Here is a 21748-nt window from a genome sequence, read left to right on the forward strand (position 1 = left end):
CAAACCTCCGAAAGCCACACCGCCGCCGCAATCATCCAGTTGACCGCCGGCGACTACCTCATCGTCCACGCCAGGAAATGGCCCTCGGCCGACCAGCTCGCAGGACTGAACCCCGACAGCGGCCACTACGGCGGCCAGCTCGAAATGCGCTGGCTATCCACCTGACATCCCCGATCGTGCCGCCCGTGGCTGGGTGCGGACGGGCGGCACCCCCCTATCCACTTTCCCGGCGAGGAGCGATGTGGCCGATGAGCCGACCCTGGGCGAACTCACCCGCCGCCTTGACGGGCTGACCGCGATGCTCGCCCAACTCGTGCAACGGGCCGAGTACACGGCGGATCAACGGCTCACCGAACGCCGCTTCACCGAGGTAGAGAGCGACGTCGACGAGTTGCGGCGAACTGTCGCTGACGAGATCAAGGCGCTTAGGGCGTCCATCGACGCAGCCACGGAGAAGCGCGGCACGAACGTCCGCCAGGCCGTGTACGCAGGTCTGCTGCCTGCGCTGTTCATGATGGTGTCCATCGTGGTTCAGATCTGGCTCGCTGCGAAGGGCGGAGCCTGATGGGTGACCATGTGCGCAGGGTGCGCCGCAACTGGCTGATCATCGCCATTGCCGCGATCGTCGCCGTGCTCGGCCTGTGGGTGTCGGTCGAGGTCAACGCGCTGGGGGAGCGTGTCCGCGAGGCGGAAGAAGACCGGCAGATCCTCAGCGAGCAGGTCGAGGATCTCGGCGGGGTTCCCCTCGTGTCGCCGTCCCCAGGCCCGCCTGGTGAGCGCGGAGAAACGGGACCGCCTGGCCAGACGATTGTTGGCCCTCAGGGACCGGCCGGCCCGAGCGGTTCTCCTGGTCGACCTGGCCGAGACGGGAGCGACGGGAGCAACGGAGTTGTGGGCCCTGCTGGGCCCGCTGGAGTGGCTGGAAGCCCTGGCGTTAGGGGTGAACCAGGGGAGACCGTTACCGGTCCGGCAGGCCCGCGAGGAGAAGCCGGGAAAGACGGCCGCGACGGGGTGGACGGCAAGGACTCCACCGTCCCAGGGCCACCCGGCCCCACGGGGCCGCCCCCGACCGGCTGGACGTACACCGATCATCTCGGCATCACGCACGAGTGCACGCCGACCGAACCAGGATCCACCACCTACACCTGCAAGCCGGGAGGCTGACCCATGCAACTCGTCACGCGCTCCGCGTTCGGCTGGGGAGCCTCCAGCGCCTCCTACGCCAACCCGACCCGCGGCCTGGTCATCCACTACGACGGGTCCAACCAGAATCTTGCCGACCAGTCGCACTCCGCGTGCGTCACCTACTGGAAGAACACGCGTCGGTTCCACATGGGCTCCAGTCGCGGGTGGGCCGACATTGGCTACTCGTTCGGCGCCTGCCCGCACGGCTGCGTGTTCGAGGGCCGCGGGCTGAACCGGGCTCAGGCGGCGCAGCCGTCCGGAAACACCACCTACTACAGCGTGACCCTCATGTCCGGCCCGAGCGAGGACCCTACCCCGAAGCAGATAAACGCGGTGCGGGAACTGCGGGCGTGGCTCATGGACAAGGGCGTCGGGCCCCTGGTGAAAGGCCACCGGGACTTCTACAGCACCTCGTGCCCAGGAGACAGGCTGTACCGGCTGGTGACGAACGGCACGTTTGCCAAGAAGCCCTCGGACACCGCACCCGCTGACACCACCTCGTGGACGGAGGACATCGTGAAGACCCTGCCGACTCTCGGCGTAGGTGACGACTCGTACGACGTGAAGACCGTCAGAGCCAACCTGTTCGCCCGTGGAGGTCTCAACGACAAGGTGTACGGCGGCGCTGCGGGCCTGCGGTCGTGGCTGGAGACCACGAAGTTCGACGCGGCCCTCAGCGAGGACGTGAAGGCGTTCCAGCGCCGCGAGAAGCTGAAGGACGACGGAATCGTTGGCAAGGCGACGTGGCCCGTCCTGCTGCGGGTTGCGTGAGCGACGGCCTGTTCGCCCGTTGGTGGCCAGACCTATCGAGACTTCCGCAGTGTCCCGAGTCTGCGGAGGAGCTGAAGTTAACTGAACCCTGCGGGGTTCTCCAGGGCGGCCTGCCGGATGCGGGCCGCCCTTCGTATTTCCCCTGTTAGAGGAGCATCCTCACCATGCGCATCTCCAAGAGCGCGATCGTCCTATCCGCTGCCCTGCTGACGCTGGGCGTTGGTGGCGTGGCCACCGCGTCCGCCGCGGCGCCCCCGAAGGCGGTCGGCGCGTGCGCCTCCACCAAGACCGGCGCAGTCCGCCTGCTGGAGCCGAAGAACGTCGCCAAGTCGCAGTTCGGCAAGTGTCGGTCGGGCGAGGCCAAGGTGACCCTGCCGACGTCGGTCGCCACCGGCCCGAAGGGCGCCACCGGTAAGGCGGGCCGCGGTTTCGATGAGGCGTTCAAGTTCGTCCTCGACAGCCAGCCCGCGAGGAACTGCACGTGGGCCGCGGCGACGTCCACCCTCACCTGCACCACTCCGGCGTCCTGAGGAGACGGCATGAAGAAGGTCACGCTATTCGGGCAGGAGCCCGCGGTCATCCTGGGCGCTGTCAATGCCCTGGTCGCGCTGCTGGTGGCGTACGGCCTGGACCTGTCCCAGGTGCAGGTGGCGGCGGTCTCCACGGTGACGTCCGGCGCTCTCGCTGCGATCGTCGCGGTGATGACCCGCCCGTTCGTCGTCTCGGCGCTGACCGGCGCGGTGTCCACGGTGATGGCCGCGGTCGCCGGGTTCGGGCTGAACTTCAGTCCGGAGCAGATCGGCGCCACCGTGACGGCCCTGTCGATCGTGCTGGCGCTGGTGCTGCGGGCCAACGTGACTCCGACCTCCGGGCCGGTCGATCAGCGCTAGCCTGGGGGCCGGAGGAAGGCATCGCCTGAGTCCGGTGTCCAACAGCGTCTCGGCGATAAGAGGTGGAGGCCACCTCTTCCCCTCGGGGATAGTCGGGGATGTCCGCCTCTGCCGCAGGACGCTGCGGCACCCGCGACAGTGGCATAGCGGCGGGGTCGTTCTCGTCGTCTAGTGGCCGAGGACGCGGCCGCAGTAGGGCCTGGCTCCCTGCTGGCTGAAACGCCGGTTCGAATCCGGTCGAGAGCGACGAACGGGCCGGGCCACCTGCGGGTGGCCCGGCCCTTCTCCCGTTTCGGTACGGTGATCGTATGAGTGGACGCTTCTCAGGTGCGGACTGTTAGGGCCACGCCAGGCCGTCTGGCGGGCCTAGACAGGACCCGCGGTGTCCCGCACGGACAACACCATGCCCTACCGGATCCAGAAGGAGGACCGGCCGGCGGCGCATTGGCTCCACTACGGCGGCTCCTACGCCGGCGTCGGCAAGGACTGCAACATCTATGAGCGCCGGGCACGCCAGCGCGTGAGGCTCGCCCTGCTGCGTGGCGAGGAGCCTGAGCCGACCCGGCACCGTGGCCACGCCAAGTGGCTGTACTGGTAAGGCTGGAGCGCCTCAAGACGGAGAAGGCCGCTTCCGATTCGATGAGCCCTACGGCTACCGAAGAGAACTGACCGAACGTATCGTCGACAGCAGACGTCTTCTGGAGCCGTCGCCCTGCAACGAGAAGCCCTCCGCCTGGTCCTCACGGATGAGGCGGAGGGCTTCTTCGCTTTGTACGGCGTCTCGCCCTTTAGCAGGTGGCGAGCATTTCGATGAGCGCTTCCTTCTCGGTGGCCTGCATGGTCAGGCCCCAGTCGTGCTTCACGTCGACCCAGCTCTTGGCGTACTCACAGGAGAAGGACTCCAGCGGCGGTCGCCAAATGCTGGGGTCCTTGTCGCCCTTTGCCTGGTTGACGTTGTCCGTGACCGCCCAGAGCTGGGAGTCGTCGAGGCTGTTGGCGAACGCCTTGCGTCGCTCGGTGGTCCACGCCCAGGCGCCGCTCCTCCACGCCTCGGACAGCGGGACCATGTGGTCGATGTCGATGTCCTGCGGGTCTGTCCAGACGCCACCGTCGTATGGACTCGTCCAGGTGCCCGAGGTGATGCGGCACAGGTGATCGGTTTCGACGCCCTCGCCGTCCCGAATGAGCACGAGTTCGCGGGCGTCGCATTCGCCTTGAATGCGGGCCCAGTGGATGAACTTCTTCCGGTCGTAGGTGCTCGCGTTGGTCTCGTCGGCGACGGTGACGGCGGCGAGTTCGGACCGGGCCTCTACGACGGTAGGTATGCCGGGCGGGCCGGCGGGGGCGGCACTCGCGGCGAGCGGCATGAGGAGAAGCAGAGCGGCGGCGGTGACGGCGGGGAGAGCGATACGGCGCATGGCGGCCCTTCTGTCCCGTCTCGAGGCCGGGCGTTCTGCCTGGTCGCGGATGCGAGGCGGAGACAGAAGCGAAGATCTCAAATCGATAACACGCCCGCGATGGCGTCATGACACAGCCTGTGAGCTGCAGTTTTGGGCGTGTCGCCTGTAACGCCGGCGGACCGTCGAGCAGAATCGGGACAGAGAACATAAAGCCCCCGCTCTGCCGTCGCCGACCCGGCGCGGGGAGCGGGGGCTTCTTGGTGTTGTGGGGCTGCCCGTGCTCACGCTTCAGCTTCGGTGAGGTATGGGTGTAGCTTCGCGGCCAGTCGCGGATCGGCCCCGCGTGCCTCATCGAGTTGTTCTCTGGTGACACCCGCCGCCGCCAGCGCCTCATCGAGGCCCCTTCCCTGGTGCAAGCGGACCAGGAGCATCCGGCGTGCCTCGTGATCGAATCCGCGCCCTGAATCCTGCAAGGTTTGGCGCACGTGGGCCTCGAAGTCGGGGTTCGTCCGTCGCTCGCGGTACATGCTGCTGAAGGTGACGTGCGCAGAGGTGCAGGCGTCTCGCATGTTCATGCCTGCTGCGAGAGCAGCGAGGAATGGGGCTTGCCACGCGTCGAGACGCCGTTCGTGTTGCCCGCGCTTCGAAGCCTCGATGGCGGCAACGATGTTCCTGTCGAGGTCTCGGCCGAGTGCGCGGCGCCGCGCCAGCTTCTTCAGGGTGATCCCGCATTCTGCGGCGGCACGCTTCAACGGCAGCCCAGAGGCGACCAGCTCCAGGAGCCTACGGCTGGCCTCCCGCCATTCCTCGTCTTTGACCGCAGCGTGCTGGGCGAGAATGCTCTTGACGCGGCTGTCGAAGGCGGCGTCGGCGAGGCGGTGCTGATGGAGGATCTCCGGGTTGCGGCCCACCTGCGTCAGCGCGTGCCTGATCTGGCCGCTCTGCTCCAGGTGGAGAAGGAACTGCTCGTGCCATGCGGTGTTGGCGGGTGCGGCTCCGCGTCGCCCGTCGAGACTGCCCATCGCCTGCTTGATGGCTGTGTCCAGTTCGGGGTCTTTGGTGCGATGTGTTGCGACTGTCTGAGGCGACACATCGGCGATCTTGCAGGCGGCAGTCATGCGGTGCCCCTCGGCAAGGGCGGCCAGCAGCGAGCCTCGCCACCGGGCCGCGCCACCGAACTGCGCGTCGCGGCGCGACGCCATATTGCCTCCAGTATGGTCAGCGCCCCGTTCTGCGGTGAAGCGCGCCGATGGCGGGCTCACCCCCCAGTCGGTGAGATTGTGTCGCTGTAGACGATGGAGAGCCCTGGCACCTCCTCGGCGATACGGGCGGCTATGGCGCGGTGCCAGGAGGGCGGCCATGGGCACTCAGGCGGGCAGTCGGCGTCGTGACGTGGAATGGCCATGACGGCTTCCGGGGCGTCGTTCAACATCTTCACGGCTGCGGTCACTTGCTGGGCCGCCGCCTTCTCCAGCCCTTCGACAGCGAGCCGGACGCCGTCGGGGATGGCGTACTTGCCCTGTTCCCAGTGCTGGACGGTGCGCAGCGACACGGCAAGGTGGTCGGCGAGCCACTGGAGGGACAGGCCGAGGAACTCGCGGACGACCTTGAGTTCGGCGTCGGTCATCCGCTCGTCTTCTGGCATGCCGGGCGGGTCGGTGTAGGCGTGCTCGGTCACGTGCGACTCCAATGAGGAAGCCCCCGACATGAGCCGGGGGCTGAGGTGGTTGCGGTCAGATCTGGTGGCGGGCGGTGATCTCCCAGAAGTCGATGCCCTCGACGATCTCCCTGACGTCGAGCCGGTTGTTCTCGTCGGTGGGGTATCCGGCCGCCGCCCAGTCCTGGCTCTCGTACGGGCCGATGAACTCGCTGCCGCACAGGCTCACGCCGTCGGGGAGGGCGTCGTTGATGGCGTCGCGGTAGTCGGCCACGATGGTGTCGAAGTCGAACCCGTCGGTGCCCTCGCTGCCGAACGCCTCCATGACGTAGGTCTCGAAGTCGGCGCTGTAGGGGGCGACGCGGTTGTTCCAGGTGCCGTACGAGGTGGTGGTGGTCATGGCCGGTTCCTTCCGGTGGGGTCTCGGGCTGTTCCCGTAACCTCTTGCCACCACACTAGCTTCGCAAATTACGAAGCGCAAGGGGGTTGACGAAGAAGGCCCCCGCTCCTTTGCGCCGAATGGGCACGGGGGCGAGGGCCTTTCGTATGGGCGCCTACTTGCAGGCGGTCCAGTCGCCAGCGCTGCCCCACGAGCAGGTGTCGACCTTCTTGAGATCCGACGCCCGGTAGATGCCCGCCGCGTCGCCGTCGTTGTTCCACACGTACCATTTGCGCTGCCAGAACAGCGTGGTGGAGGAGTCGCTGCCCTGTCCCGAGCGGATGGTGACGCTCTTGCCTGCCTTCAAGGTGAAGCGGGGGCCGCGCCAGGTGGTGCTCACGCGCACAGCATACGCAGAGAACCGGACAGAACGGCATGTAGTGGGCGTTTGCGAGCGAGCCCACCCGCCCTGCTGCTGAGGGCGGGTGGGCTCTTCGCTACTCCAGGGTGGTCAGGATCGTTCTCGCCAGGTCGGCCAGGGCCGCCGCTAATCGCGCCAGCACCGTCCAGTCGAGTCGTTCTGGCCTGCGTGGTCGTCGTCTCATCGTCGCCTCTCACGGTTGTGGTTGGAGTTCCAGCGTGAGGGGCGGCGTCATATGACCGGTCATAGGATCATGTGGAGACCGGATCTATACGGGAAGGCGATGGCCTCTACCAGGGTGATCGCGCCGGCGTCGGCCATCACGCCCCCGTCCTGCGCAGCGCGTCCAGCACCTGCGCTCTCGGATCGAGCGGACCCACCTTCCGGTCGTCCTGGTCAAGAGGGCCGTCGTAGCCCTCCTCCTCGCGGAGCCTGCGCAGCGCCTGGTACTTCGGGTCGTCGTCGAACATCGTCCCCCTACCTGCCGTCTCCGGCGCTGGTCTTCCGGCATCGGGCGGCATGCTGCTGCGCCTGGAACGGCTCGCCAGTGCCGTGGCCTGTGCAGCCGCCGCATGTCCACACCCCGCGGCCGTGCAGCGGTATGTAGTCGCTCTGGGACTCGCCCGAGTCATACGTGAAGGTGACGGTCTGGTGTGCCTCGGTGCGGAAGATCTTGGTGAGCTTGCTCATCATGCTGCTCCTTTCGAGTCGGTCGTCTTCCGTTGCTTCACGGATGCTGCTTCGCACCCGCGCCTTCCCGGCGGGCCTGTGTACAAAGCGCCCACCGGCCTTATGGCGGGTAGCCGTGCCGTTCAAGAGCGGCCTCTACGAAGTCGATCTCCGCTTGAGTGCTCTTCGCCAGCGCCTGGTAATACCGATCCCGGTTCGCCTCGAACTCGTCGCCGTCGGGGTCGCCCTCGTACCACGCCATGCCGAGCTTGAGGAGTTTGCGCACCTGGTCCCGCCGCACCGGCGACGGGACGGGTTTGCTTGTCTTCCTGCTGTTGAACAGGCCCACGTCGGCCTCCTTCCGGTTGGGGTGAGGGTGGCGGCCAGCCCGTACACGACCCGGCCACCGCCGGAGGAATCAGCCGAGCAGCTCGGCCAGCATGGATTCGTGCGCCGCGAACACCCGGCCGCCCTTGCCGGGCTTGCGCGGTGGGTCGGCGGGCCGCTTTGGCTGCGGCTCGTCCTTGCGGCCAGGAGGGATGACCGGGCCGTCCTTGCCGTCCGATGGGATGTAGCGGCTGCTGGCGATGTTTGTCTTCTTGCTCACGCTGGCACTCCTTCTGCGTAGGGATGAGGGGTCGGGCGGCCCGGCCGCGCCAGGACCGGGCCACCACGCATCAGGAGTCAGGCGGCGCCGACGGCCTGCTTGAACGTCGTGCCCGCCCGGAACGTCGGCACGTGCTTCGCCGCGACCGGCACCGGGGCGCCGCCGCGCGGGTTCGGCGCCGTACGGGCCTCCCGGAAGCGCCGCTCGAACGAACCGAAGCCGGGGACGGTCACCTTGTCGCCCTTGGCGACCGCCTCCTGTACGACCTCAGTGGTCGCGTTGAACATGGCGGTGACGGCGGCCTTGCTCTGGCCGGACTTGGCGGCGATGGCGTCGATGAGCTGGGACTTGTTCATGCTGATCTCCTTGCTGCTCGTGGAGCTGGCTGCTCCGGACGCTCGCCCTCCCCCACGAGAGGGCGAGCACCCGCAACGTCAGCGGTCAGTAGGCGGTGCAGTCGCGGGCATGCGCCTGGGCCGTCCCAGGATCGACGTGACCGCTCGTCCAACCGCAGCCGTCGCACCCTGCCGGGCCGAAGTCGTGCGTGAATGTGGAGTTCTTCTCCCAGGTGACGGTGCTTCCGCCAGCGGTTCGGTAGTTGACTCTGTTCTTCATCGCCATCTCCTTTCGTGGAGCGCTCTGCTCCGGACTCCCCGCCCGGCGGTGGACGGGCGGGGATCCGCGACCTCAGCGCTACCAGGAGAAGCGGCCCCTGACCGTGCTGTCGCTGCCAACGACCTTGGCGGTCCCGGAGCGCTTGTCCTCGACGTACGTCAGGTCCTTCGCCTCGGTCCCGGTCTCGTTGACGATCTTCTGGAGGGCGTTACGCTCACGGCCCCGCTTGGTGAACGCCCGCCCGGCAGGCTCTTTCGTCGTTCCCATGTCGATCTCCTTCGTCTCGTGGAGCTGGCTGCTCCGGGCGCCCGCCCGGCCCCTGGGGAAAGAGCCGGAGCGAGCACCCGCAACGTCAGCGCTGGAGGGCGAGGGAGAGGCGGTGGCGCTCAAGGGCGGTGAGTCCACCCCAGACGCCGTAGGGGATGTGGTTGTCCAGCGCGTACTGCAGGCACCGGTCCCGCACCTCGCACCCGCTGCAGATCCTTTTCGCCCGCTTCGGGGACGATCCCTTGACGGGGAAGAACACGTCGCGGTCGGTCTGGGTGCACAGGCCCTCCGACATCCACGCGTCGAGGGCCGCGATCGCTTCGAGTTCGGCGAACAGACTGACCACACCAACGAGGTCGGCGCTCGCGGAGTCGGTCTGGATGTCGCCCAGCACCTCCACGAGTCAGCCCTCCGCCGGGAGGCGTGACAGCCGGTCCACGTGGACCAGGTCGCCGGGCGCGATGGTGATGAGGCCGAGCTGATCGAGGAACCGCGCCCAGACGGGTTCGAGGCCGGGCTCGTTGCGGAACTCGCGGGCGGTCACGTGGCCGAGCGCGTACTGCGTGGTCCGCTCGGCGAGCCGCTGCAAGTCGTCCCTGGTCAGCCAGTGAACGGTGCGGGCCTCTCGCGGCGAGGGGACGAGGCTGCCGGTGACGGTGGCTTGGTAGATCTGCCACTGGTGGCCGATGCCGCGCAATCCGGTGTCGCGGCGGCAGCGGTTGGGCCGCCATCCGCCGACGGGCAGCAGTTCGAGCGAGGTGACGATCAAGCCGACCTCTTCGGCGACTTCAGCGCGTGCGGCCTGCTCGTAGCCGTCGTGGTCGTCGAAGACGTGGCCCGCCGGGGGCGCGATACCGGCTGGCGGTGTGGCTCGTTCCAGCATCAGCCAGCGGTTCCGGGCGTCGGTGATGAGAACGCCGACGCTGGCGTTGTCGCAGCGTTTCGACATGATGGGGGTGCCTCCGTGGGATTGGGGGTGGTGGGCGCGTACAGGTGTGGCCGGTCTTGGCGGATAGGTCCACGGCTGTGCGCGCCCACCTTGGGGGAGCGGCTTCCAGTTGCCTTCGTGTCGGGGTGAAGCTGACCGCTCCGGCCACTCGCCCCGCCCGAGGACGGGGCGGGCAGCCGCAACGGGCGCTCCACTACTTGGCGGGTTCGACGCCTGCGGCTTCCTGCCAGCGCTGGCCCTGTTTCCCGGCGAGGGCGGCACCGGGCAACGCCAGCATCTGCAAGCCGAGGTGCGCCATCGCCGTGTATGCCTGCGCTGCGGAGGCGAGGGCGGCGACTTTCGGCCAGTCCTCTTCGCGGCGGGCCTTGGCCAGCGCGTCCAGGCAGTCGTGGGCGGATTCCAGATAGTCGGATCCGGACGGTCGTCGCGGCATTCGGGGCCTCCTAAGCGTTCGCGGGGGACAGGTGGTAGAGGTCATTTCGCGTGTGTACGGCGCCCGACTTGGTGAGAGCGCGCAGCGCAGCCGGGATCTCCGCCAGCGGGGTGCCATCGCCGAGCTGGCGGCGGACGGCGACACAGACGGCGCCGACCTCCTTGGGGCCGGACAGCAGCGCCTGTTCGACTGCCGCTCGAATATCGCCGGATGTCGGCCGCGACCGCTGAGACGTGGGCTGCGAGGACGGCACCTCTCTGGGCTCGCGACCGCGGGCCCGGTGGTGGTGGTACTCCTCGATCCAGGCCAGCGTGCGCTCCCCGAGAGAGCCTGCCGCCGGCTCGGAGGCGATGCCGAATGCGTCCCGTACCGGCATCATCCGGGCCGTCGCCGCTGGCCGGCAGTCCACACCCGTGAGGTAGCCGAGCCCGTGCGTCTTGTCCTTGTTGCGGAACCGCTCCGGTAGTTTGCTCGGGTCCGCGGGCAGGCCGACCATGTTGTGGTCTGTACTTGATCCGGTGCGCAGTGCGGTGAGGCTGCCGCCGGACAGCAGGTTGGACCGGAACGACTGGCTGTTGCCGAAGTTGTCCAACCCCAGGTTCTGGTTGACCACCAGCAGCCCGCCGCCGGCCTTACGCCAGGTGCGCACCCCCGTACCCAGCAGTTCGAAGCCGAGCTTGCCGAACGGGCCGTCAAGGAACAGCTTCAACTCCTCGACACACACAAGGATCATGCTCATGCCGTCCATGTCCGGGTCGCCCGGCAGCAGGAACGGCTTGCCTCGCCGTTCACGGCCGTGCTCGTCCCCCCACGGCCTGTGCGCCACGAAGTCGGCGCGGCGTGTCATGACGAAATCGAGCAGTTGCAGGTACTCAAACGTCTCCTCGTGGCCTTCGCCGTACAGGTGGGTCTTGCCAGACCAGTCCGGCTGCGAACTGCCCGACTGCGGATCCAGCAGGGAGGTGGCAATGAGGCGGCAGCGGTGCGCCAGCGCGAGCGTCGCGGCGACATGGTTGGACTTGCCTGAGCCGGTGTCGCCGGCGATGACGCACATCTGCGCGCCACCCGACTTGGTCCAGAACTGGCGGTGGGCGGGAGCCATATCGAAGAACCGGCCTACCTGCGCGATCCCCGTCTCCAGGTCGATCGCCGCGCCAGCGTCTTCCAGCCACACGGTGCCCTGCAGATTCGCATCCGACCGGATCACGGTGATTCGGGCGCGGGATGTGTCCCGGTCGTCCGACTCCTCCACGGCGACCTGGGAGATGTGGACGCCGTTGGCGGACGCTACTGTCTCCACCGCCGCGGCGTTGGACAACTGGCTGAACCGGGTCGCGCCACGCTCGCCGACCACGATGCCGGTGTATCCATCCGGGACCGGCTCGACCTGCTCCAGGCGGGTGAGCTTGTACGCCTGATGGTTGGGAACGACGCGGCTCTCCCACAGCGCCACCTCGGATGGGGCAGCAGCAGTGGTGCGCCCCGAGGTCCGCTCCTTGCGTGCGGCCGGCTGGGGGTGCGGGCGGCGCAGTACGCCCACCCAGAACGGGACCGCAAGGATGATCCCCGCAATCCACAGCAGGATCGCCATCCACCCGTACGGGCCGAACACGCTCGCCCCCGCCGACCACAACACGCAGGCCGCGACTGGCACGAGTGGCAGGTCCTGGCCGCGCCGCTCGGCGTTGCCGAGCACGGCAACCGCGGTGGCGGCAATCACCGTGGCGCGGATGAGCGGGTGCGCATCCAGGGCGTCAGCCGCCCACGCGGTGACGTGAAGGCCAGCCAGCCACGCCACGGGCTGCAGCAGCGCGAGCTTGCCCCGCTCGTGGTGGGCAACCTTGCGCGCGGTACGCAGCACCACGTCGGCCCGATTCGGCGGGGCCTGAGGGTCTGCTTCCGCAGTTGGCGCGGTCGCCGTGTCGTGGCTGGACATGGGCTTCTCCCGGGAGGGTCAGTTGTTCGCGACTTCGATGGCGCGGCTGGCGATGCGGTCGGCGACTCCCGCAGCCTGGCTGAGCAGGTCCATCAGGACGGCGGTGTCGCCGATCAAGTCGGAGTGCTCGTTGAGGATGGACGTCATCGAGGCGGCCAGGCTTTCGCTGCCGCTCATCTGGTCGCGCAGTTCGGCGGCGAACTGCTGGTGGGCGTGGGCGTAGCTGGTGAGGCCGGTTGCTTCGGTCTGCACTTCGGTTCCTTCCTGTGGTGGGTGGTGCGGTTCCGGCTCCTCGGAGTCGGAGACGGCGGGAATTGGTTGCGTGTCCGAGTCGTCGGGCGGGTCGTTCGGCTCGCGGTAGAAGACGATCTCGAAGCCGCACAGGCAGACGACCCAGACCTCGTGCTGGTTGCTGGGGATGGTGGCCCTGTGGTTGGTGCCGCAGCCTGGACACATCGCCCGGCTGGTGACAGGCGGGTTGCCCGTCTCCGGTTGGTCGGGAGGCGCGGGAACGGCGTCCTCAGTCTCAACGACGATCTCGGCATCGACCGGCTGGGCGGCCTTCCACGCGTCGTACTGGGCCCGTCCGCCGCGCCACGCCTCCCGGCGGACCCGGTTGGCCGCAGACAGCGTCTTGGCGGCCCCGTACGCGCCGGCCAGGGCCCATGACGCCCACCGACGCGGGTTGATCCACCGCGGTTCACCTGAGCGGAGCTTCTGCTGGGCGTAGGTGTAGCCGTCGCGGAACTCGCGGACCGCCTGCGCTTTGCCGGCCTGCCACGCGCCATCAAGGGCGGCTCGGGCGTCCGGGCGACGCCAGGCGACGCCGCAGACGACCGCAGCGATGACCAGGGCGAGAATGAAAAGGATCACCGCGTGTCCATCTGAGAGGTGAGAGTGGAGGTGTTCTGCCGCACCAGGTCCGTCAGGTAGCCGATGGTGGTGCCACCCGTGATGAACACGACGGCCGCCAGGGGCGGCAGCACGAACAGGTTCCACGGGTGATCGATGCTCTTGTCCGACACGTCGGCGACCGTCGCGACGGCAATCCCGGCGAACAGGACGAGCGCGATCCCGCCGACGATCAACACGGACGTGATGCTGGTGACCCACTGGGTGAGCGCGACGGCCACCCCGACCAGGCCCAGCCCGGCAAGGAACATCAGAATGCCCATCACGGCAGGCCATTTGCCGCGCTTCTTGAGCTGGAGGGCTGGGTAGAGGAACACGGCGGTGGCGAACAGCCCGCCCACAATGACGCCGATCATGAAGAGTCCTTTCAGAGGAAGAGGCCGAGAAACAGGACGAGCAGGCCGGTGCCGGCCAGCACGCTGGGGTAGCTGACGATGAACAGCAGTACGTGCGCCGCGGCGGTCACGGCGACGACTGGGGCCCCGTAGATCGCGTACGGGATGCGCAGGATCAGCGCGTCCCGGATGTACGGCGGGGGAGAGGTCCAGAACTGGCGGGCCAGGTCCGCGACCGGCCGGGGACGCATCCCGAGCAGTCCGTCGCCGACCCACGCGGTACGCCAGCCGGTCGCGAACCGCTCCACCGCCGGGGAGACGCGTTCGACCAGCCGCTGCCGAACCGGCATGGCGGGTTCATCTTGCGGCGCGGGGAGAGGAGCAGAGTTGGGGAACGGCACCACCTCGCCCGCCTCCGGCTCCGGCTCGTCCGGCAGGCTGAGCTTGAACAGGTCAGGCGCTGGCACGGTTCTTTCCCCCTCTCTGGGCCATCAGGTGTGCGTGGTGCTGGTCGTTGAGCCCGCGCGCGAACGCTGCGAGCTGGTCGGCCAGGGCAAGTCCCTGCTCGTGTGCCTTCGCCGTGTCCCGGCGGCCCAGATGCTTGAGTTCGGCCACCGCCCACCAGGCGGCCCACCAGAACCGCAGGACGCCGTTCTTCTCGCGTCCGATGCGGTTCTCGTGGAAGCTTCGGCGGGCTTGGGGGCCGGTCGGGCGCTTCTGAGACAAGGACTCCTCCGTTACAGAAAGTCACGGTCAGGGGTGGGTGCTAGAATCACGCGCGCGTTACGCACCCGTGCGCGTTACGTAACCCGGAGGCGCGTAGAGGCTCCCCCCGCAGGCGGTCACGCACTCCGCTCGCTCTCGGCTGTCGATGTGAACGGGTGTCACGGCGAGTGACGTTCACGACGTCACCTCCAACAGCCAGCCATCGAGATCGATCAGGTCCTTCTCCCTGCCGAGCGGCACCAGCCGCAAGGTCTCGTCGACGAACGCCTCCAACGTCGACCGCTCCGCATACAGCTCCCGGCGGCGGCCATCGACGGCCAGCGTGAGCGTGATGTAGTCGCTGTCGACGATGTGCGGCTCAATCCGCACGGCCCCCTCACCGGTTGGCCACTCAAGGCCGTCGATGAGTACAGCTCTGCCGAACAGGACCTTGGCCGTGTTGCGGCCGTGGCCGCGCGGGAGCACGAGTTCGACAGCGAACGGGTCCGACAGCCGGTAGACGAGCGAGGCCGCGTACGGCTGCCCGTCATGGCGATCCGTCACCCACAACAACGCCGGCCGGTGCACGAAGTTGGTCTTCACGCCGACACCTCCGCCGTCTCCGAAGCGTCCGGCTCGGTGTCCTTCGAAGAGAACGATTCGGCAGGTGCAACGACGACGTTCCCGGGACGGAAGACGAACCCCTTCGCTTGCATCTGGTCGCGCGCTGTCTGTACTCGCGACCGAGCCCAGGACCGGCTGAACTTGTACTTGTCGGCGACATCGCTCAGCGTGGGGACGCGGCCCGCACGCATACGGTCGCGGATCCACTTCTCGGCGGTGCGATTGTCCTGCTCGTCGGGGCGATCCCGGCCAGCATCGGAGGTGCCGTCAGGGGCATGCTCGCTGGGGTCGCCGGTGCACTCGTCCTCGACGCTCTCCGTGTCCGACGCTGTTTCCTCGATCGTCGACTCGGTGTGCTTTTCGTCAGACACCTCGATGGCCTGCTGAATCGCCGGAACCGGGTACACCGGGAGGGCCTGACGGACCGCGATGGTCGCCGCCTCGTTGTGCTCGTCGTCGTACGCTGCGCACAGACGCGCGACCTCCAGAGCGTCAGCCTGTGCGCGGATCAGAGCCGCTTGCGCGCCCACCAGCCCGTCACGCGTACCGGCGAGAAGCCGCCTGGCCTCGTCCGTGGTCTCGTCGGTCTGGATCGCGAGGATCGCGGCGGCCGGGGACTGCTCGCCGTGCCGCACGGCCCACCGCAGTGCCTGCCAGGTCTCGGCCCGATGGAGGAGCCACCGGAGTGCCGCGAACTTGGGGGCGCGGGGGTCGATCAGGCCGTTCGCACGAAGGGCCTGGCGGTGCACGTGCCGGGAGTGGATCGCCCACAGCCACGGCGACAGCAGGGACGCGGCGCCGAACATGACGGCTCGATCGTCCAACTCCCAGCCGGGCGCGTAGTGGTGGTAGTTGAGTGCCGCGACCCCGGCCGCGATCAGGTACGAGGCCGTGCGCAGCCGGAACAGGCTGTCGCCTTCGATGAGGGCGACGTGGGCGTGCCATCCGACGTAGATGGCGATGGACTCGATGACCGCCGCGGCGCCGAACGCGCCCGCAGCAGGCCACCCGAATGGATCGGCCTGGAAGGCGGTCACTTGGCCGGCGACGGCGACGATGTTCACGCCGACGATCGCGCCGACCATGACGAACGCGTGCCACCACTGCCGTGCGCGGGACTGCCATGCGGCGATCCGCTCGCCGCGGACGTACGCGTTACGCGTCTTGCGGCTGCGCCGGCGGGCTTCGCGAAGCTCGTCACGCTCGGCAGCCCACTGCTCCGCGCGGCGTTCCCGGTCGCGGCGGGCTTCGTCGAGGATGCGGTCGCGTTCCGCCTTGGCGGCGGCGTCGGTGGTGAGGCGCTCTGCCCTGGTGGGCTTCACGGGAGGCGGGGAGGGAGCGGAGCCGTTGACCCGCTCGATGTGCTCGGTGTTGTTCACGGCGCGCTCCGGTCTTCGTCGTCTTCCGGACCCTCTGTCGCCTCGGCCTCGCAGGGGGCGGGTTGTCCCATGGCTGCGAGGGCGTCCTGCCAGTCGTTCAACCGGGCGAGGTCCTCGGACAGCGGGTCGCCCTCGGGCGGCGGGTCGGTCGGCTTCATGGCGGGTCCGTTCAATCGAATGTCAGGGGGTGGAACCCCCGCCCGGTGCGTGTACAGGTGCTCCCACAGGGCGGGGGGATCTTGGAGGGCTAGCTCAGGTCGGGCTCGTTGCTACGGCCGACGCCGTTGAGGACTCGCCCGCACCCGCAGACGGTGTCCGCGAAGGCGTTGCCGTAGGGCGTGTCGGTGCCGCAGGCGGCGCAGGTGATGGTGCGGGTGGCGTCGTCGTAGGTGTCGCCCTTATCTGTGAAAGCCATCAGTTGCGATCTCCTCTGGGTGTGGGGTGCTTCGCGTGCCCGCCCAGGGCTTGCTCCCTGGGGGATGCCGGCGGCCCCTTGCGGGTCCGGTCGGGCTGGTGTTCGGTTGTGGTCCCCCCGCCCCGAGACGTTGGGGTTGGATTCCGGGACACGCCCGCGGGCGGGGGAGTAGGGGGTCAGCGTCGGTCGAGGGGGCGGCCGAAGTTCTCGATGCGGAGCGCCTTGGCGGCGCGCTCGCCCAGCTCGGACTCGTCGCAGGCTTCGCGGTAGTCGCGCTGGTTGCTGGCGTCGCGGGTCAACTTGGCGGTCAGCTTCGTCAGGCTGTGTGAGGCGACGTGCATCTCCATGCCGCGGCCCTCGGTGGTGTTGGCCCACTTCAGTTCGCCGTTGTCGTCCGTGTCCCAGGTGGCCACGTTGGTCGCTCCTTTCAGGGCGAGGGGGGAGTAGAAGGGGCCCGGCTGCCGCGGGCTTTGGGTGTGGGGCGGCAGCCGGGCCGGTCTCATCAGGCACCTGCCGCGATGATCAGCGAGGCGACGAAAAGCCAGCCCACGTGCCAGGACTGGTCGAGCGCGTACGCTCCGGTCCCGCATGGGGCCGCTTCGGGGAGCCCGAGCTTGTAGTAGTCGCCCTTGCCGAGACGCTCAGCGAGCGCCTTGAGGGTGTACCGGCGGTCCGCCCAGTAGTGGGTGGCGGCGTCGAGCAGCAGGCCGGCGAAGAGCGTCCACCAGGTGAGCGGCAGCCCGGTGACGAACACGAGCATGTAGAGGGCGGCCAGTTTGGTCAGGGTCAGTGTGAACACGTGCCACAGGCAAGCTCGCTGGCCCGCCCGCGTGGGTTCGCCTTTCGTGCACGCCTGCCGGTGGGTCTGCACCCAGTGATCCCCCACGTGGTGGGCGGCATACAGGGAGGCAAACACGGCGGGGAACGTGATGACGGCGGCGTAATGGACAGTCATTGGGCGCCTGCCTTGCGCAGGGTGCGGCGGAGCTTCCGCTGCCACCAGCGAGGGGCGGCCAACTCGTGGGCGATGGCCAGCAGCGCGGCCGTCTGCGCCCGCTTCAGGTTCAGGGCGGCGAAGCGCAGCACGAGTTCCTCGCTGCGCCGGCCGTACTGGCGGTTGTCGACGTCTTCCATCTGCTCAGTGGCCAGGTTCAGCCACTTTTCCGCCGCGTCGGCGTGCTGGGCGGCGACAGCGAGGGTGTCCAGCTCGTCGCGGAGGAGTTCCGTCTCGGTGCTGTTCATCGCTGGCTTCCCTTCGAGCAGGAGCAGCGCGGGTTGGTGCAGGACGGGTTGGTGCAGGCGAGCGTGTCGATGGCAAACTTCGGCGGGGCGGGTATCCATCCGCGCCGCTTCGGCTGGTGGCTCATGCGGCTGTTGACCTCATCGGTCACGGCCTTGATCTCGTCAAGGGTGCGGGTCTTCACCGGGACACCGCCTGACGGGGGAGCAGGTAGGCGAGCAGCTCAGACGCCGACGGGGGAAGCTCAGTGCCGGTCGCCGCGCAGAGTTCGTGGGCGTCGCCGAGGATTCCCAGCGCGGTTTCGTTGGCGGCCTGCACGATCTCCAGCGCGGTGTGAAGCATGGTGTTGGCCACGCTGTCGACCCGGTCGCGCTCGGCATCCGTGAGGGCGCCAGCGAGATGGTGTGCCATGATGGGCGTTGTCCTTCCGTAACTCTGACCGGTCATGGGGGACACACACGGGCGGCCCGGAACTTGGCAGTGAGGGGCCGCCCGGAGCATGTCCGGGGAAAGACGTGGGCAGTTCATGCGTCACTCCCGGCGAACAGGTCGGCCTGCTCGTCGCGCGCATACTCGCCCGCGTAGTACATGTCCCAGACCTCTTCGAAGAGAGGCAGGTCCTTGCGCGTCCAGGCGTACGTCTCCCGGACTGCGCCGCTCGTGGTGTCCTCAGCGCGCTTGGCGGGCATCGGTCGCTGCTCGGCGAGCGCGACCTTGACGATGCGCCGTCCGAACCAGGACTGCGCCGACTTGATCTGAGCCTGAGTGAGACCCTTCTCCTTCAGGAAGTCGGGCACGTACAGCGGCATCTCGTCGTGCTCGATCTCAGGTTCTTCGCCGAGACCGATTGCCACCTGGATTCGGATCTTGGCCTTGACCCAAGCCTCGTCCAGGTAGTGGATCGCCGCGCCGAGCAGCTCGATCCGAGACTTGGCCAGCTCCACCATGCCCACGGCTTCCGAGCGCTGGGCCGCAGTGGCGATCCCTTCCACGTTCAGCAGGTACGCCCGAACGTCCTTGGCCACCTGTGAGCCGATGAGGATCTGCCCGACGTTGAGGATCGCGCGGCGGTTGAAGACGGCGACCCGCCGGGTCTGTGGAGACAGTTCGAGGGTGTCACCGATGACACTCTCAAACTCGGCGCGGGGCATGACCTTGTAGCCGTTGCCTGCCAACTCTTCCCGGTTGCGCTTGACGATCTGGTCGATCGACTCAGGCGTCACCTCGAAGTAGGCGGCGACCATCTCGGTGGTGGCGTGAACGCCGTCAGGCAGCAGGCTCAGGGCCTTGACCCTGTCGAGAACGTCGACGCGGCCAGCATGGTCGGCGCGGACTGCCTGGGATTGGATCAGAGCGAGTTCGTTCACGCCGACTCCTGCGCGGATTCGTCGGACACAACCTCGAACAGGTCGGCGAACAGATCGACCCCGAAGGCGTCCACGATTCCCGCGATGAAACGCGCGGACATTGCGGTCTTGCCGTTGAGGACGCGGTACACGGTGATGGGATCGACGCCGATCTTGCGGGCCAGGCTGGCGTCGGTGTGCAGACCGGCGAGTCGGCGGTAAGCGTTGAACTTGTCGCCCCGTAAGACGAGGGTCGCCATGACCGCAACTCCATGCCTTGTTGACATCGGTGCAGTCACCTCGTGCCCTGTGACTGCATTGGTGTAATCGACGCTAGCGTCATGACTGCATCCATGCAATAGATCTGAGAAATCGGACTGGAATGGCTGCATCCATGCATATATGCTGGATGCGTGACAGAGACTTGGTGGCAGTACGTTGAGCGCATCAGCGGCGGCGCGACGCAGGTGGCGATCGGAGCCGCCGCAGGTGTCGACAAGGTCACGGTGTGGCGCTGGAAAGCAGAGCGAGCCACTCCCAGCGCTGAGGTCGTGATCCGGCTTGCCCGCGCCTACGAACGCCCAGTAGCCGAAGCGCTGGTCGCGTCCGGTGTGATCAACGCTGCCGAGGGGGGCGTCACCCAGATTGTCGTCCTCGCCGACCCGGCCGACCTCGACGATGACGCGATTGTCGCGGAGATCCGCCGACGCATCACCTTGGCCCGCACCGCAGCAGAGGAGATCGAGCACGTGCCCGAAGAAGCCACCAAGCCAGAGCGTCCCCCGGTCGTCGCTGCGATCGTCACGTGCGAGCGAGGCGTGTTGGTCGGGAAGCGCAACGACGGCACCCCGCCCTGGACCTTCATCGCGGGTGAAATCGAGGCCGGCGAATCCGCTGCGGATGCGGCCATCCGAGAGGTCAAGGAAGAGGCGGGCCTCCGTGTCGTGGCGGCCGAACGCGAGATCGCGCGTCGGGTCCACCCGAGGACCGGCCGAACCATGATCTACCTCGCATGCTCGCCTACGGGCAACGCCGATGTGGTCCTCGGTGACCCCGACGAGCTGGAAGAGGTTAGGTGGATCAGTCTTGCCGAGTTGGGCGAACTGCTTCCCGGAGTGTTCGAGCCCGTCCACGCGTATGTGGAGGAGCAGCTCGGAACCGGTTCGTAGCGGGGTGAGGACACACGGGCGGCCTGAGCCTTGGCGGGAGCGGGCCGCCCTCAGCGTGTCCGGGGAGATGGCGCGCATCACACCGCCACCTCGTCATCGGTGGCGTCCTTCAGCAGCGCGTCTACTTCGACGGGGTCGAAGCGGTAGTGGCCACCAGGGGTCCGCTTTGCGCTGAGCTTGCCCGACTCCCTCCAGTCGCGGACTGTTTCGTCGGTGACGCCGCAACGGCGCGCGACGGCACGGGTTGGCATCCAGGGCTCACCAGGCGTCCTGTCGGTGTGACTGGCCGTCAAAGCAAACCTCCCCAAATCGGACATACGTGAGTCGGTGCGGGATCCCCGGGAATCCCGGGGAAAGCATCCTATGATGAAGCATCATAGGATGCTTGTGTGCTGTCAAGGGGATTGGCCTAGGATGCTTTGGAATCTTGAAATTGGCCTACGACAATTTGTTAATGTTGGGCCATGAGCCCCGAGCCGCAGACTGGTTCTGCCAGTCGTATCGCCGCAGACCTCCGCGCAGCCATCGCCGACGGGCGGTTTGGCCCTGGCGCGAAACTGCCCACCGTGCGTGATCTCACTGAGCAGTACGGCGTGAGCCGCAACACCGCATCAAAGGCCATTGCTCAACTCAGCACCGAGGGGCTCATCAGAACCCGCTACGGCTCTGGCGCGTACGTCCGTGAGGCTCACCAGGTGCGGCGCGTCGGCCCACACCGCTACGCGCGGTCACGCTGGGCGGTCACCACGACCGAGGCCCATCAGGACGAGAGCGGCGATGGAAGCACGATCACTCGCCAGGGCAGCCAGACGCAGAGCATCAAGCGGGTGCCCGCTAGCGAACAGGTCGCAGCGGCGCTTGGGGTCGAAGTGGGTTCCGAGGTCGTTGAGCGCGACCGTTTGGTAACCAGCGACGATCAGCCCACCCACACGATGACCAGCTACTACCGACCCGAAGATGTCGACGGCACACCCATCGCGGACCCACGCCCTGGGATCGCCGGACGCGGGGGCGGGTACGCGATTCTCGCGGAGCGGGGCCTTGAACCTCGCCGGATGGTAGAGGATCTGTTTGCCCGCATGCCGACCGCCGAGGAGGCCGCGAAGCTGAAGCTTCTGCCCGGCGAGCCCATTGTGGAGGTGCATCGCACCACGCGGACAGTCGATGGCAGGGTGGTCGAGTACGCGCATGGCGTCCATTCAGCGTCGCGCTTCGTGTGGTCCTACGAGTTCGACATCCCGGATTGAGTAGGGCTTTCGGTGGGATCACGGCTAGCCGCCGTCTTGGCACTTACCGCACTCCTGATGAGTCCCAAAGGGTGCGGCGAGGACCCGGCTGGGCTGGGGGTCGTGACGCCTGACGTTGACCGCCGGCGGATCAGCTACGTCGGTGAGCCTCCGGTCTGACCATCGCGGCTTGCAAAATTCCACCTTTCGGTTCGGTT

Annotated in this window: 38 protein-coding genes, 1 tRNA gene and 1 pseudogene; 8 read left to right on the top strand and 32 right to left on the bottom strand. The window is 67.8% G+C overall.

Going from position 1 to position 21748, the window contains the following annotated elements:
* The first annotated feature begins 241 nt into the window (after positions 1-241).
* The 6 genes from ACZ6S0_RS51665 (at position 242) to ACZ6S0_RS51690 (ending at position 3444) form a co-directional block, all read left to right on the top strand.
* Positions 242-565, top strand: coding sequence for an SPX domain-containing protein (locus ACZ6S0_RS51665; RefSeq protein WP_465928308.1), 324 nt, complete (start codon positions 242-244; stop codon positions 563-565).
* A gap of 602 nt (positions 566-1167) precedes the next feature.
* On the top strand, positions 1168-1956 hold the full coding sequence (locus ACZ6S0_RS51670; RefSeq protein ID WP_465928310.1) for a peptidoglycan recognition protein family protein: 789 nt from the start codon (positions 1168-1170) through the stop codon (positions 1954-1956).
* Positions 1957-2120: 164 nt separating this feature from the next.
* Entirely contained in the window at positions 2121-2486 is a 366-nt protein-coding gene (locus tag ACZ6S0_RS51675; protein WP_465928312.1) for a hypothetical protein, read from the top strand.
* 9 nt (positions 2487-2495) lie between these two features.
* Positions 2496-2846 carry a hypothetical protein gene (locus tag ACZ6S0_RS51680; protein ID WP_465928314.1) on the top strand — a complete coding sequence of 117 codons (351 nt, stop codon included), beginning with the start codon at positions 2496-2498 and terminating at the stop codon, positions 2844-2846.
* Positions 2847-3003: 157 nt separating this feature from the next.
* A tRNA-Leu gene (locus ACZ6S0_RS51685) sits at positions 3004-3092 on the top strand.
* Positions 3093-3228: 136 nt separating this feature from the next.
* Complete coding sequence (locus ACZ6S0_RS51690) at positions 3229-3444, top strand: hypothetical protein (RefSeq protein WP_465928316.1); 216 nt, start codon at positions 3229-3231, stop codon at positions 3442-3444.
* A 190-nt stretch (positions 3445-3634) separates the two neighbouring features.
* On the opposite strand, the gene ACZ6S0_RS51695 is transcribed toward ACZ6S0_RS51690, so the two are convergent.
* The 31 genes and pseudogenes from ACZ6S0_RS51695 to ACZ6S0_RS51845 all read right to left on the bottom strand — a co-directional run bounded on the left by ACZ6S0_RS51695 (position 3635) and on the right by ACZ6S0_RS51845 (position 19395).
* The gene (locus ACZ6S0_RS51695; protein WP_465928318.1) at positions 3635-4264 is read right to left on the bottom strand and encodes an HNH endonuclease family protein; all 630 of its coding nucleotides are present in this window, start codon (positions 4262-4264) and stop codon (positions 3635-3637) included.
* Positions 4265-4527: 263 nt separating this feature from the next.
* Positions 4528-5448: a hypothetical protein gene (locus ACZ6S0_RS51700; protein WP_465928320.1), complete on the bottom strand. Its 921-nt coding sequence runs from the start codon at positions 5446-5448 to the stop codon at positions 4528-4530.
* 56 nt (positions 5449-5504) lie between these two features.
* On the bottom strand, positions 5505-5924 hold the full coding sequence (locus ACZ6S0_RS51705; protein WP_465928322.1) for a helix-turn-helix domain-containing protein: 420 nt from the start codon (positions 5922-5924) through the stop codon (positions 5505-5507).
* Positions 5925-5979: 55 nt separating this feature from the next.
* Positions 5980-6303, bottom strand: a complete 324-nt coding sequence (locus ACZ6S0_RS51710) for a hypothetical protein (protein WP_465928324.1) — start codon at positions 6301-6303, stop codon at positions 5980-5982.
* A gap of 154 nt (positions 6304-6457) precedes the next feature.
* Positions 6458-6700, bottom strand: a pseudogene (locus tag ACZ6S0_RS51715) (lamin tail domain-containing protein); the annotation flags it as partial.
* 323 nt (positions 6701-7023) lie between these two features.
* Positions 7024-7173: a hypothetical protein gene (locus ACZ6S0_RS51720; protein ID WP_465928326.1), complete on the bottom strand. Its 150-nt coding sequence runs from the start codon at positions 7171-7173 to the stop codon at positions 7024-7026.
* Positions 7174-7180: 7 nt separating this feature from the next.
* Positions 7181-7396: a hypothetical protein gene (locus ACZ6S0_RS51725; protein WP_465928328.1), complete on the bottom strand. Its 216-nt coding sequence runs from the start codon at positions 7394-7396 to the stop codon at positions 7181-7183.
* A 97-nt stretch (positions 7397-7493) separates the two neighbouring features.
* Positions 7494-7721, bottom strand: a complete 228-nt coding sequence (locus tag ACZ6S0_RS51730; RefSeq protein WP_465928330.1) for a hypothetical protein — start codon at positions 7719-7721, stop codon at positions 7494-7496.
* 69 nt (positions 7722-7790) lie between these two features.
* On the bottom strand, positions 7791-7979 hold the full coding sequence (locus ACZ6S0_RS51735) for a hypothetical protein (protein WP_465928332.1): 189 nt from the start codon (positions 7977-7979) through the stop codon (positions 7791-7793).
* Positions 7980-8056: 77 nt separating this feature from the next.
* Entirely contained in the window at positions 8057-8335 is a 279-nt protein-coding gene (locus tag ACZ6S0_RS51740; protein ID WP_465928334.1) for an HU family DNA-binding protein, read from the bottom strand.
* An 85-nt stretch (positions 8336-8420) separates the two neighbouring features.
* Positions 8421-8594: a hypothetical protein gene (locus tag ACZ6S0_RS51745; protein ID WP_465928336.1), complete on the bottom strand. Its 174-nt coding sequence runs from the start codon at positions 8592-8594 to the stop codon at positions 8421-8423.
* Between the two features lie 78 nt (positions 8595-8672).
* Positions 8673-8861, bottom strand: a complete 189-nt coding sequence (locus ACZ6S0_RS51750; RefSeq protein WP_465928338.1) for a hypothetical protein — start codon at positions 8859-8861, stop codon at positions 8673-8675.
* 85 nt (positions 8862-8946) lie between these two features.
* The gene (locus tag ACZ6S0_RS51755) at positions 8947-9207 is read right to left on the bottom strand and encodes a WhiB family transcriptional regulator (protein ID WP_465928411.1); all 261 of its coding nucleotides are present in this window, start codon (positions 9205-9207) and stop codon (positions 8947-8949) included.
* 57 nt (positions 9208-9264) lie between these two features.
* Positions 9265-9810: an NUDIX hydrolase gene (locus ACZ6S0_RS51760; protein ID WP_465928340.1), complete on the bottom strand. Its 546-nt coding sequence runs from the start codon at positions 9808-9810 to the stop codon at positions 9265-9267.
* A 193-nt stretch (positions 9811-10003) separates the two neighbouring features.
* Positions 10004-10243: a hypothetical protein gene (locus ACZ6S0_RS51765; protein ID WP_465928342.1), complete on the bottom strand. Its 240-nt coding sequence runs from the start codon at positions 10241-10243 to the stop codon at positions 10004-10006.
* A 10-nt stretch (positions 10244-10253) separates the two neighbouring features.
* Positions 10254-12179, bottom strand: coding sequence for a hypothetical protein (locus ACZ6S0_RS51770; protein ID WP_465928344.1), 1926 nt, complete (start codon positions 12177-12179; stop codon positions 10254-10256).
* 18 nt (positions 12180-12197) lie between these two features.
* Positions 12198-13052, bottom strand: coding sequence for a hypothetical protein (locus ACZ6S0_RS51775; protein WP_465928346.1), 855 nt, complete (start codon positions 13050-13052; stop codon positions 12198-12200).
* On the bottom strand, positions 13049-13447 hold the full coding sequence (locus ACZ6S0_RS51780; RefSeq protein WP_465928348.1) for a hypothetical protein: 399 nt from the start codon (positions 13445-13447) through the stop codon (positions 13049-13051). Before ACZ6S0_RS51780 ends, ACZ6S0_RS51775 begins: the two co-directional genes overlap by 4 nt.
* Before the next feature lie 11 nt (positions 13448-13458).
* Complete coding sequence (locus ACZ6S0_RS51785) at positions 13459-13893, bottom strand: hypothetical protein (protein ID WP_465928350.1); 435 nt, start codon at positions 13891-13893, stop codon at positions 13459-13461.
* Entirely contained in the window at positions 13880-14152 is a 273-nt protein-coding gene (locus tag ACZ6S0_RS51790) for a hypothetical protein (RefSeq protein ID WP_465928352.1), read from the bottom strand. Before ACZ6S0_RS51790 ends, ACZ6S0_RS51785 begins: the two co-directional genes overlap by 14 nt.
* A gap of 174 nt (positions 14153-14326) precedes the next feature.
* Positions 14327-14734, bottom strand: a complete 408-nt coding sequence (locus ACZ6S0_RS51795; protein WP_465928354.1) for an SsgA family sporulation/cell division regulator — start codon at positions 14732-14734, stop codon at positions 14327-14329.
* Positions 14731-16134, bottom strand: coding sequence for a DUF2637 domain-containing protein (locus ACZ6S0_RS51800; protein ID WP_465928356.1), 1404 nt, complete (start codon positions 16132-16134; stop codon positions 14731-14733). The genes ACZ6S0_RS51795 and ACZ6S0_RS51800 overlap by 4 nt, the downstream gene beginning before the upstream one ends.
* Positions 16131-16292, bottom strand: coding sequence for a hypothetical protein (locus tag ACZ6S0_RS51805; protein ID WP_465928358.1), 162 nt, complete (start codon positions 16290-16292; stop codon positions 16131-16133). Before ACZ6S0_RS51805 ends, ACZ6S0_RS51800 begins: the two co-directional genes overlap by 4 nt.
* Before the next feature lie 89 nt (positions 16293-16381).
* Entirely contained in the window at positions 16382-16549 is a 168-nt protein-coding gene (locus ACZ6S0_RS51810; protein WP_465928360.1) for a hypothetical protein, read from the bottom strand.
* A gap of 176 nt (positions 16550-16725) precedes the next feature.
* Positions 16726-16962 carry a hypothetical protein gene (locus ACZ6S0_RS51815; RefSeq protein WP_465928361.1) on the bottom strand — a complete coding sequence of 79 codons (237 nt, stop codon included), beginning with the start codon at positions 16960-16962 and terminating at the stop codon, positions 16726-16728.
* A gap of 89 nt (positions 16963-17051) precedes the next feature.
* Positions 17052-17504, bottom strand: a complete 453-nt coding sequence (locus ACZ6S0_RS51820; protein WP_465928362.1) for a DUF3307 domain-containing protein — start codon at positions 17502-17504, stop codon at positions 17052-17054.
* Positions 17501-17791: a hypothetical protein gene (locus ACZ6S0_RS51825; protein WP_465928363.1), complete on the bottom strand. Its 291-nt coding sequence runs from the start codon at positions 17789-17791 to the stop codon at positions 17501-17503. The genes ACZ6S0_RS51820 and ACZ6S0_RS51825 overlap by 4 nt, the downstream gene beginning before the upstream one ends.
* Positions 17788-17973 carry a hypothetical protein gene (locus ACZ6S0_RS51830; RefSeq protein ID WP_465928364.1) on the bottom strand — a complete coding sequence of 62 codons (186 nt, stop codon included), beginning with the start codon at positions 17971-17973 and terminating at the stop codon, positions 17788-17790. Before ACZ6S0_RS51830 ends, ACZ6S0_RS51825 begins: the two co-directional genes overlap by 4 nt.
* Positions 17970-18200: a hypothetical protein gene (locus tag ACZ6S0_RS51835; protein ID WP_465928365.1), complete on the bottom strand. Its 231-nt coding sequence runs from the start codon at positions 18198-18200 to the stop codon at positions 17970-17972. The genes ACZ6S0_RS51830 and ACZ6S0_RS51835 overlap by 4 nt, the downstream gene beginning before the upstream one ends.
* A 113-nt stretch (positions 18201-18313) precedes the next feature.
* Entirely contained in the window at positions 18314-19156 is an 843-nt protein-coding gene (locus tag ACZ6S0_RS51840; RefSeq protein ID WP_465928367.1) for a hypothetical protein, read from the bottom strand.
* Positions 19153-19395 carry a helix-turn-helix domain-containing protein gene (locus ACZ6S0_RS51845; RefSeq protein ID WP_465928369.1) on the bottom strand — a complete coding sequence of 81 codons (243 nt, stop codon included), beginning with the start codon at positions 19393-19395 and terminating at the stop codon, positions 19153-19155. The genes ACZ6S0_RS51840 and ACZ6S0_RS51845 overlap by 4 nt, the downstream gene beginning before the upstream one ends.
* 153 nt (positions 19396-19548) lie before the next feature.
* On the opposite strand from ACZ6S0_RS51845, the gene ACZ6S0_RS51850 reads away from it, so the two are divergent.
* Complete coding sequence (locus ACZ6S0_RS51850) at positions 19549-20304, top strand: NUDIX domain-containing protein (protein ID WP_465928371.1); 756 nt, start codon at positions 19549-19551, stop codon at positions 20302-20304.
* 77 nt (positions 20305-20381) lie between these two features.
* On the opposite strand, the gene ACZ6S0_RS51855 is transcribed toward ACZ6S0_RS51850, so the two are convergent.
* Positions 20382-20555 carry a helix-turn-helix domain-containing protein gene (locus tag ACZ6S0_RS51855; protein WP_465928373.1) on the bottom strand — a complete coding sequence of 58 codons (174 nt, stop codon included), beginning with the start codon at positions 20553-20555 and terminating at the stop codon, positions 20382-20384.
* A 213-nt stretch (positions 20556-20768) separates the two neighbouring features.
* Between ACZ6S0_RS51855 and ACZ6S0_RS51860 the strand changes: the two genes are divergently transcribed.
* Positions 20769-21551 carry a GntR family transcriptional regulator gene (locus tag ACZ6S0_RS51860; RefSeq protein WP_465928375.1) on the top strand — a complete coding sequence of 261 codons (783 nt, stop codon included), beginning with the start codon at positions 20769-20771 and terminating at the stop codon, positions 21549-21551.
* Positions 21552-21748 lie beyond the last annotated feature (197 nt).

Source organism: Nonomuraea sp. NPDC051298 (genome assembly GCF_055586305.1).

Coding starts and splice junctions, on each gene's coding strand:
- ACZ6S0_RS51670 (WP_465928310.1), top strand. CDS start 1,168: ATGCAACTCGTCACGCGCTCCGCGTTCGGCTGGGGAGCCTCCAGCGCC.
- ACZ6S0_RS51675 (WP_465928312.1), top strand. CDS start 2,121: ATGCGCATCTCCAAGAGCGCGATCGTCCTATCCGCTGCCCTGCTGACG.
- ACZ6S0_RS51680 (WP_465928314.1), top strand. CDS start 2,496: ATGAAGAAGGTCACGCTATTCGGGCAGGAGCCCGCGGTCATCCTGGGC.
- ACZ6S0_RS51695 (WP_465928318.1), bottom strand. CDS start 4,264: ATGCGCCGTATCGCTCTCCCCGCCGTCACCGCCGCCGCTCTGCTTCTC.
- ACZ6S0_RS51700 (WP_465928320.1), bottom strand. CDS start 5,448: ATGGCGTCGCGCCGCGACGCGCAGTTCGGTGGCGCGGCCCGGTGGCGA.
- ACZ6S0_RS51710 (WP_465928324.1), bottom strand. CDS start 6,303: ATGACCACCACCACCTCGTACGGCACCTGGAACAACCGCGTCGCCCCC.
- ACZ6S0_RS51720 (WP_465928326.1), bottom strand. CDS start 7,173: ATGTTCGACGACGACCCGAAGTACCAGGCGCTGCGCAGGCTCCGCGAG.
- ACZ6S0_RS51725 (WP_465928328.1), bottom strand. CDS start 7,396: ATGATGAGCAAGCTCACCAAGATCTTCCGCACCGAGGCACACCAGACC.
- ACZ6S0_RS51740 (WP_465928334.1), bottom strand. CDS start 8,335: ATGAACAAGTCCCAGCTCATCGACGCCATCGCCGCCAAGTCCGGCCAG.
- ACZ6S0_RS51745 (WP_465928336.1), bottom strand. CDS start 8,594: ATGAAGAACAGAGTCAACTACCGAACCGCTGGCGGAAGCACCGTCACC.
- ACZ6S0_RS51750 (WP_465928338.1), bottom strand. CDS start 8,861: ATGGGAACGACGAAAGAGCCTGCCGGGCGGGCGTTCACCAAGCGGGGC.
- ACZ6S0_RS51760 (WP_465928340.1), bottom strand. CDS start 9,810: ATGTCGAAACGCTGCGACAACGCCAGCGTCGGCGTTCTCATCACCGAC.
- ACZ6S0_RS51765 (WP_465928342.1), bottom strand. CDS start 10,243: ATGCCGCGACGACCGTCCGGATCCGACTATCTGGAATCCGCCCACGAC.
- ACZ6S0_RS51770 (WP_465928344.1), bottom strand. CDS start 12,179: ATGTCCAGCCACGACACGGCGACCGCGCCAACTGCGGAAGCAGACCCT.
- ACZ6S0_RS51780 (WP_465928348.1), bottom strand. CDS start 13,447: ATGATCGGCGTCATTGTGGGCGGGCTGTTCGCCACCGCCGTGTTCCTC.
- ACZ6S0_RS51805 (WP_465928358.1), bottom strand. CDS start 16,292: ATGAAGCCGACCGACCCGCCGCCCGAGGGCGACCCGCTGTCCGAGGAC.
- ACZ6S0_RS51810 (WP_465928360.1), bottom strand. CDS start 16,549: ATGGCTTTCACAGATAAGGGCGACACCTACGACGACGCCACCCGCACC.
- ACZ6S0_RS51820 (WP_465928362.1), bottom strand. CDS start 17,504: ATGACTGTCCATTACGCCGCCGTCATCACGTTCCCCGCCGTGTTTGCC.
- ACZ6S0_RS51825 (WP_465928363.1), bottom strand. CDS start 17,791: ATGAACAGCACCGAGACGGAACTCCTCCGCGACGAGCTGGACACCCTC.
- ACZ6S0_RS51835 (WP_465928365.1), bottom strand. CDS start 18,200: ATGGCACACCATCTCGCTGGCGCCCTCACGGATGCCGAGCGCGACCGG.
- ACZ6S0_RS51845 (WP_465928369.1), bottom strand. CDS start 19,395: ATGGCGACCCTCGTCTTACGGGGCGACAAGTTCAACGCTTACCGCCGA.
- ACZ6S0_RS51855 (WP_465928373.1), bottom strand. CDS start 20,555: ATGCCAACCCGTGCCGTCGCGCGCCGTTGCGGCGTCACCGACGAAACA.
- ACZ6S0_RS51860 (WP_465928375.1), top strand. CDS start 20,769: ATGAGCCCCGAGCCGCAGACTGGTTCTGCCAGTCGTATCGCCGCAGAC.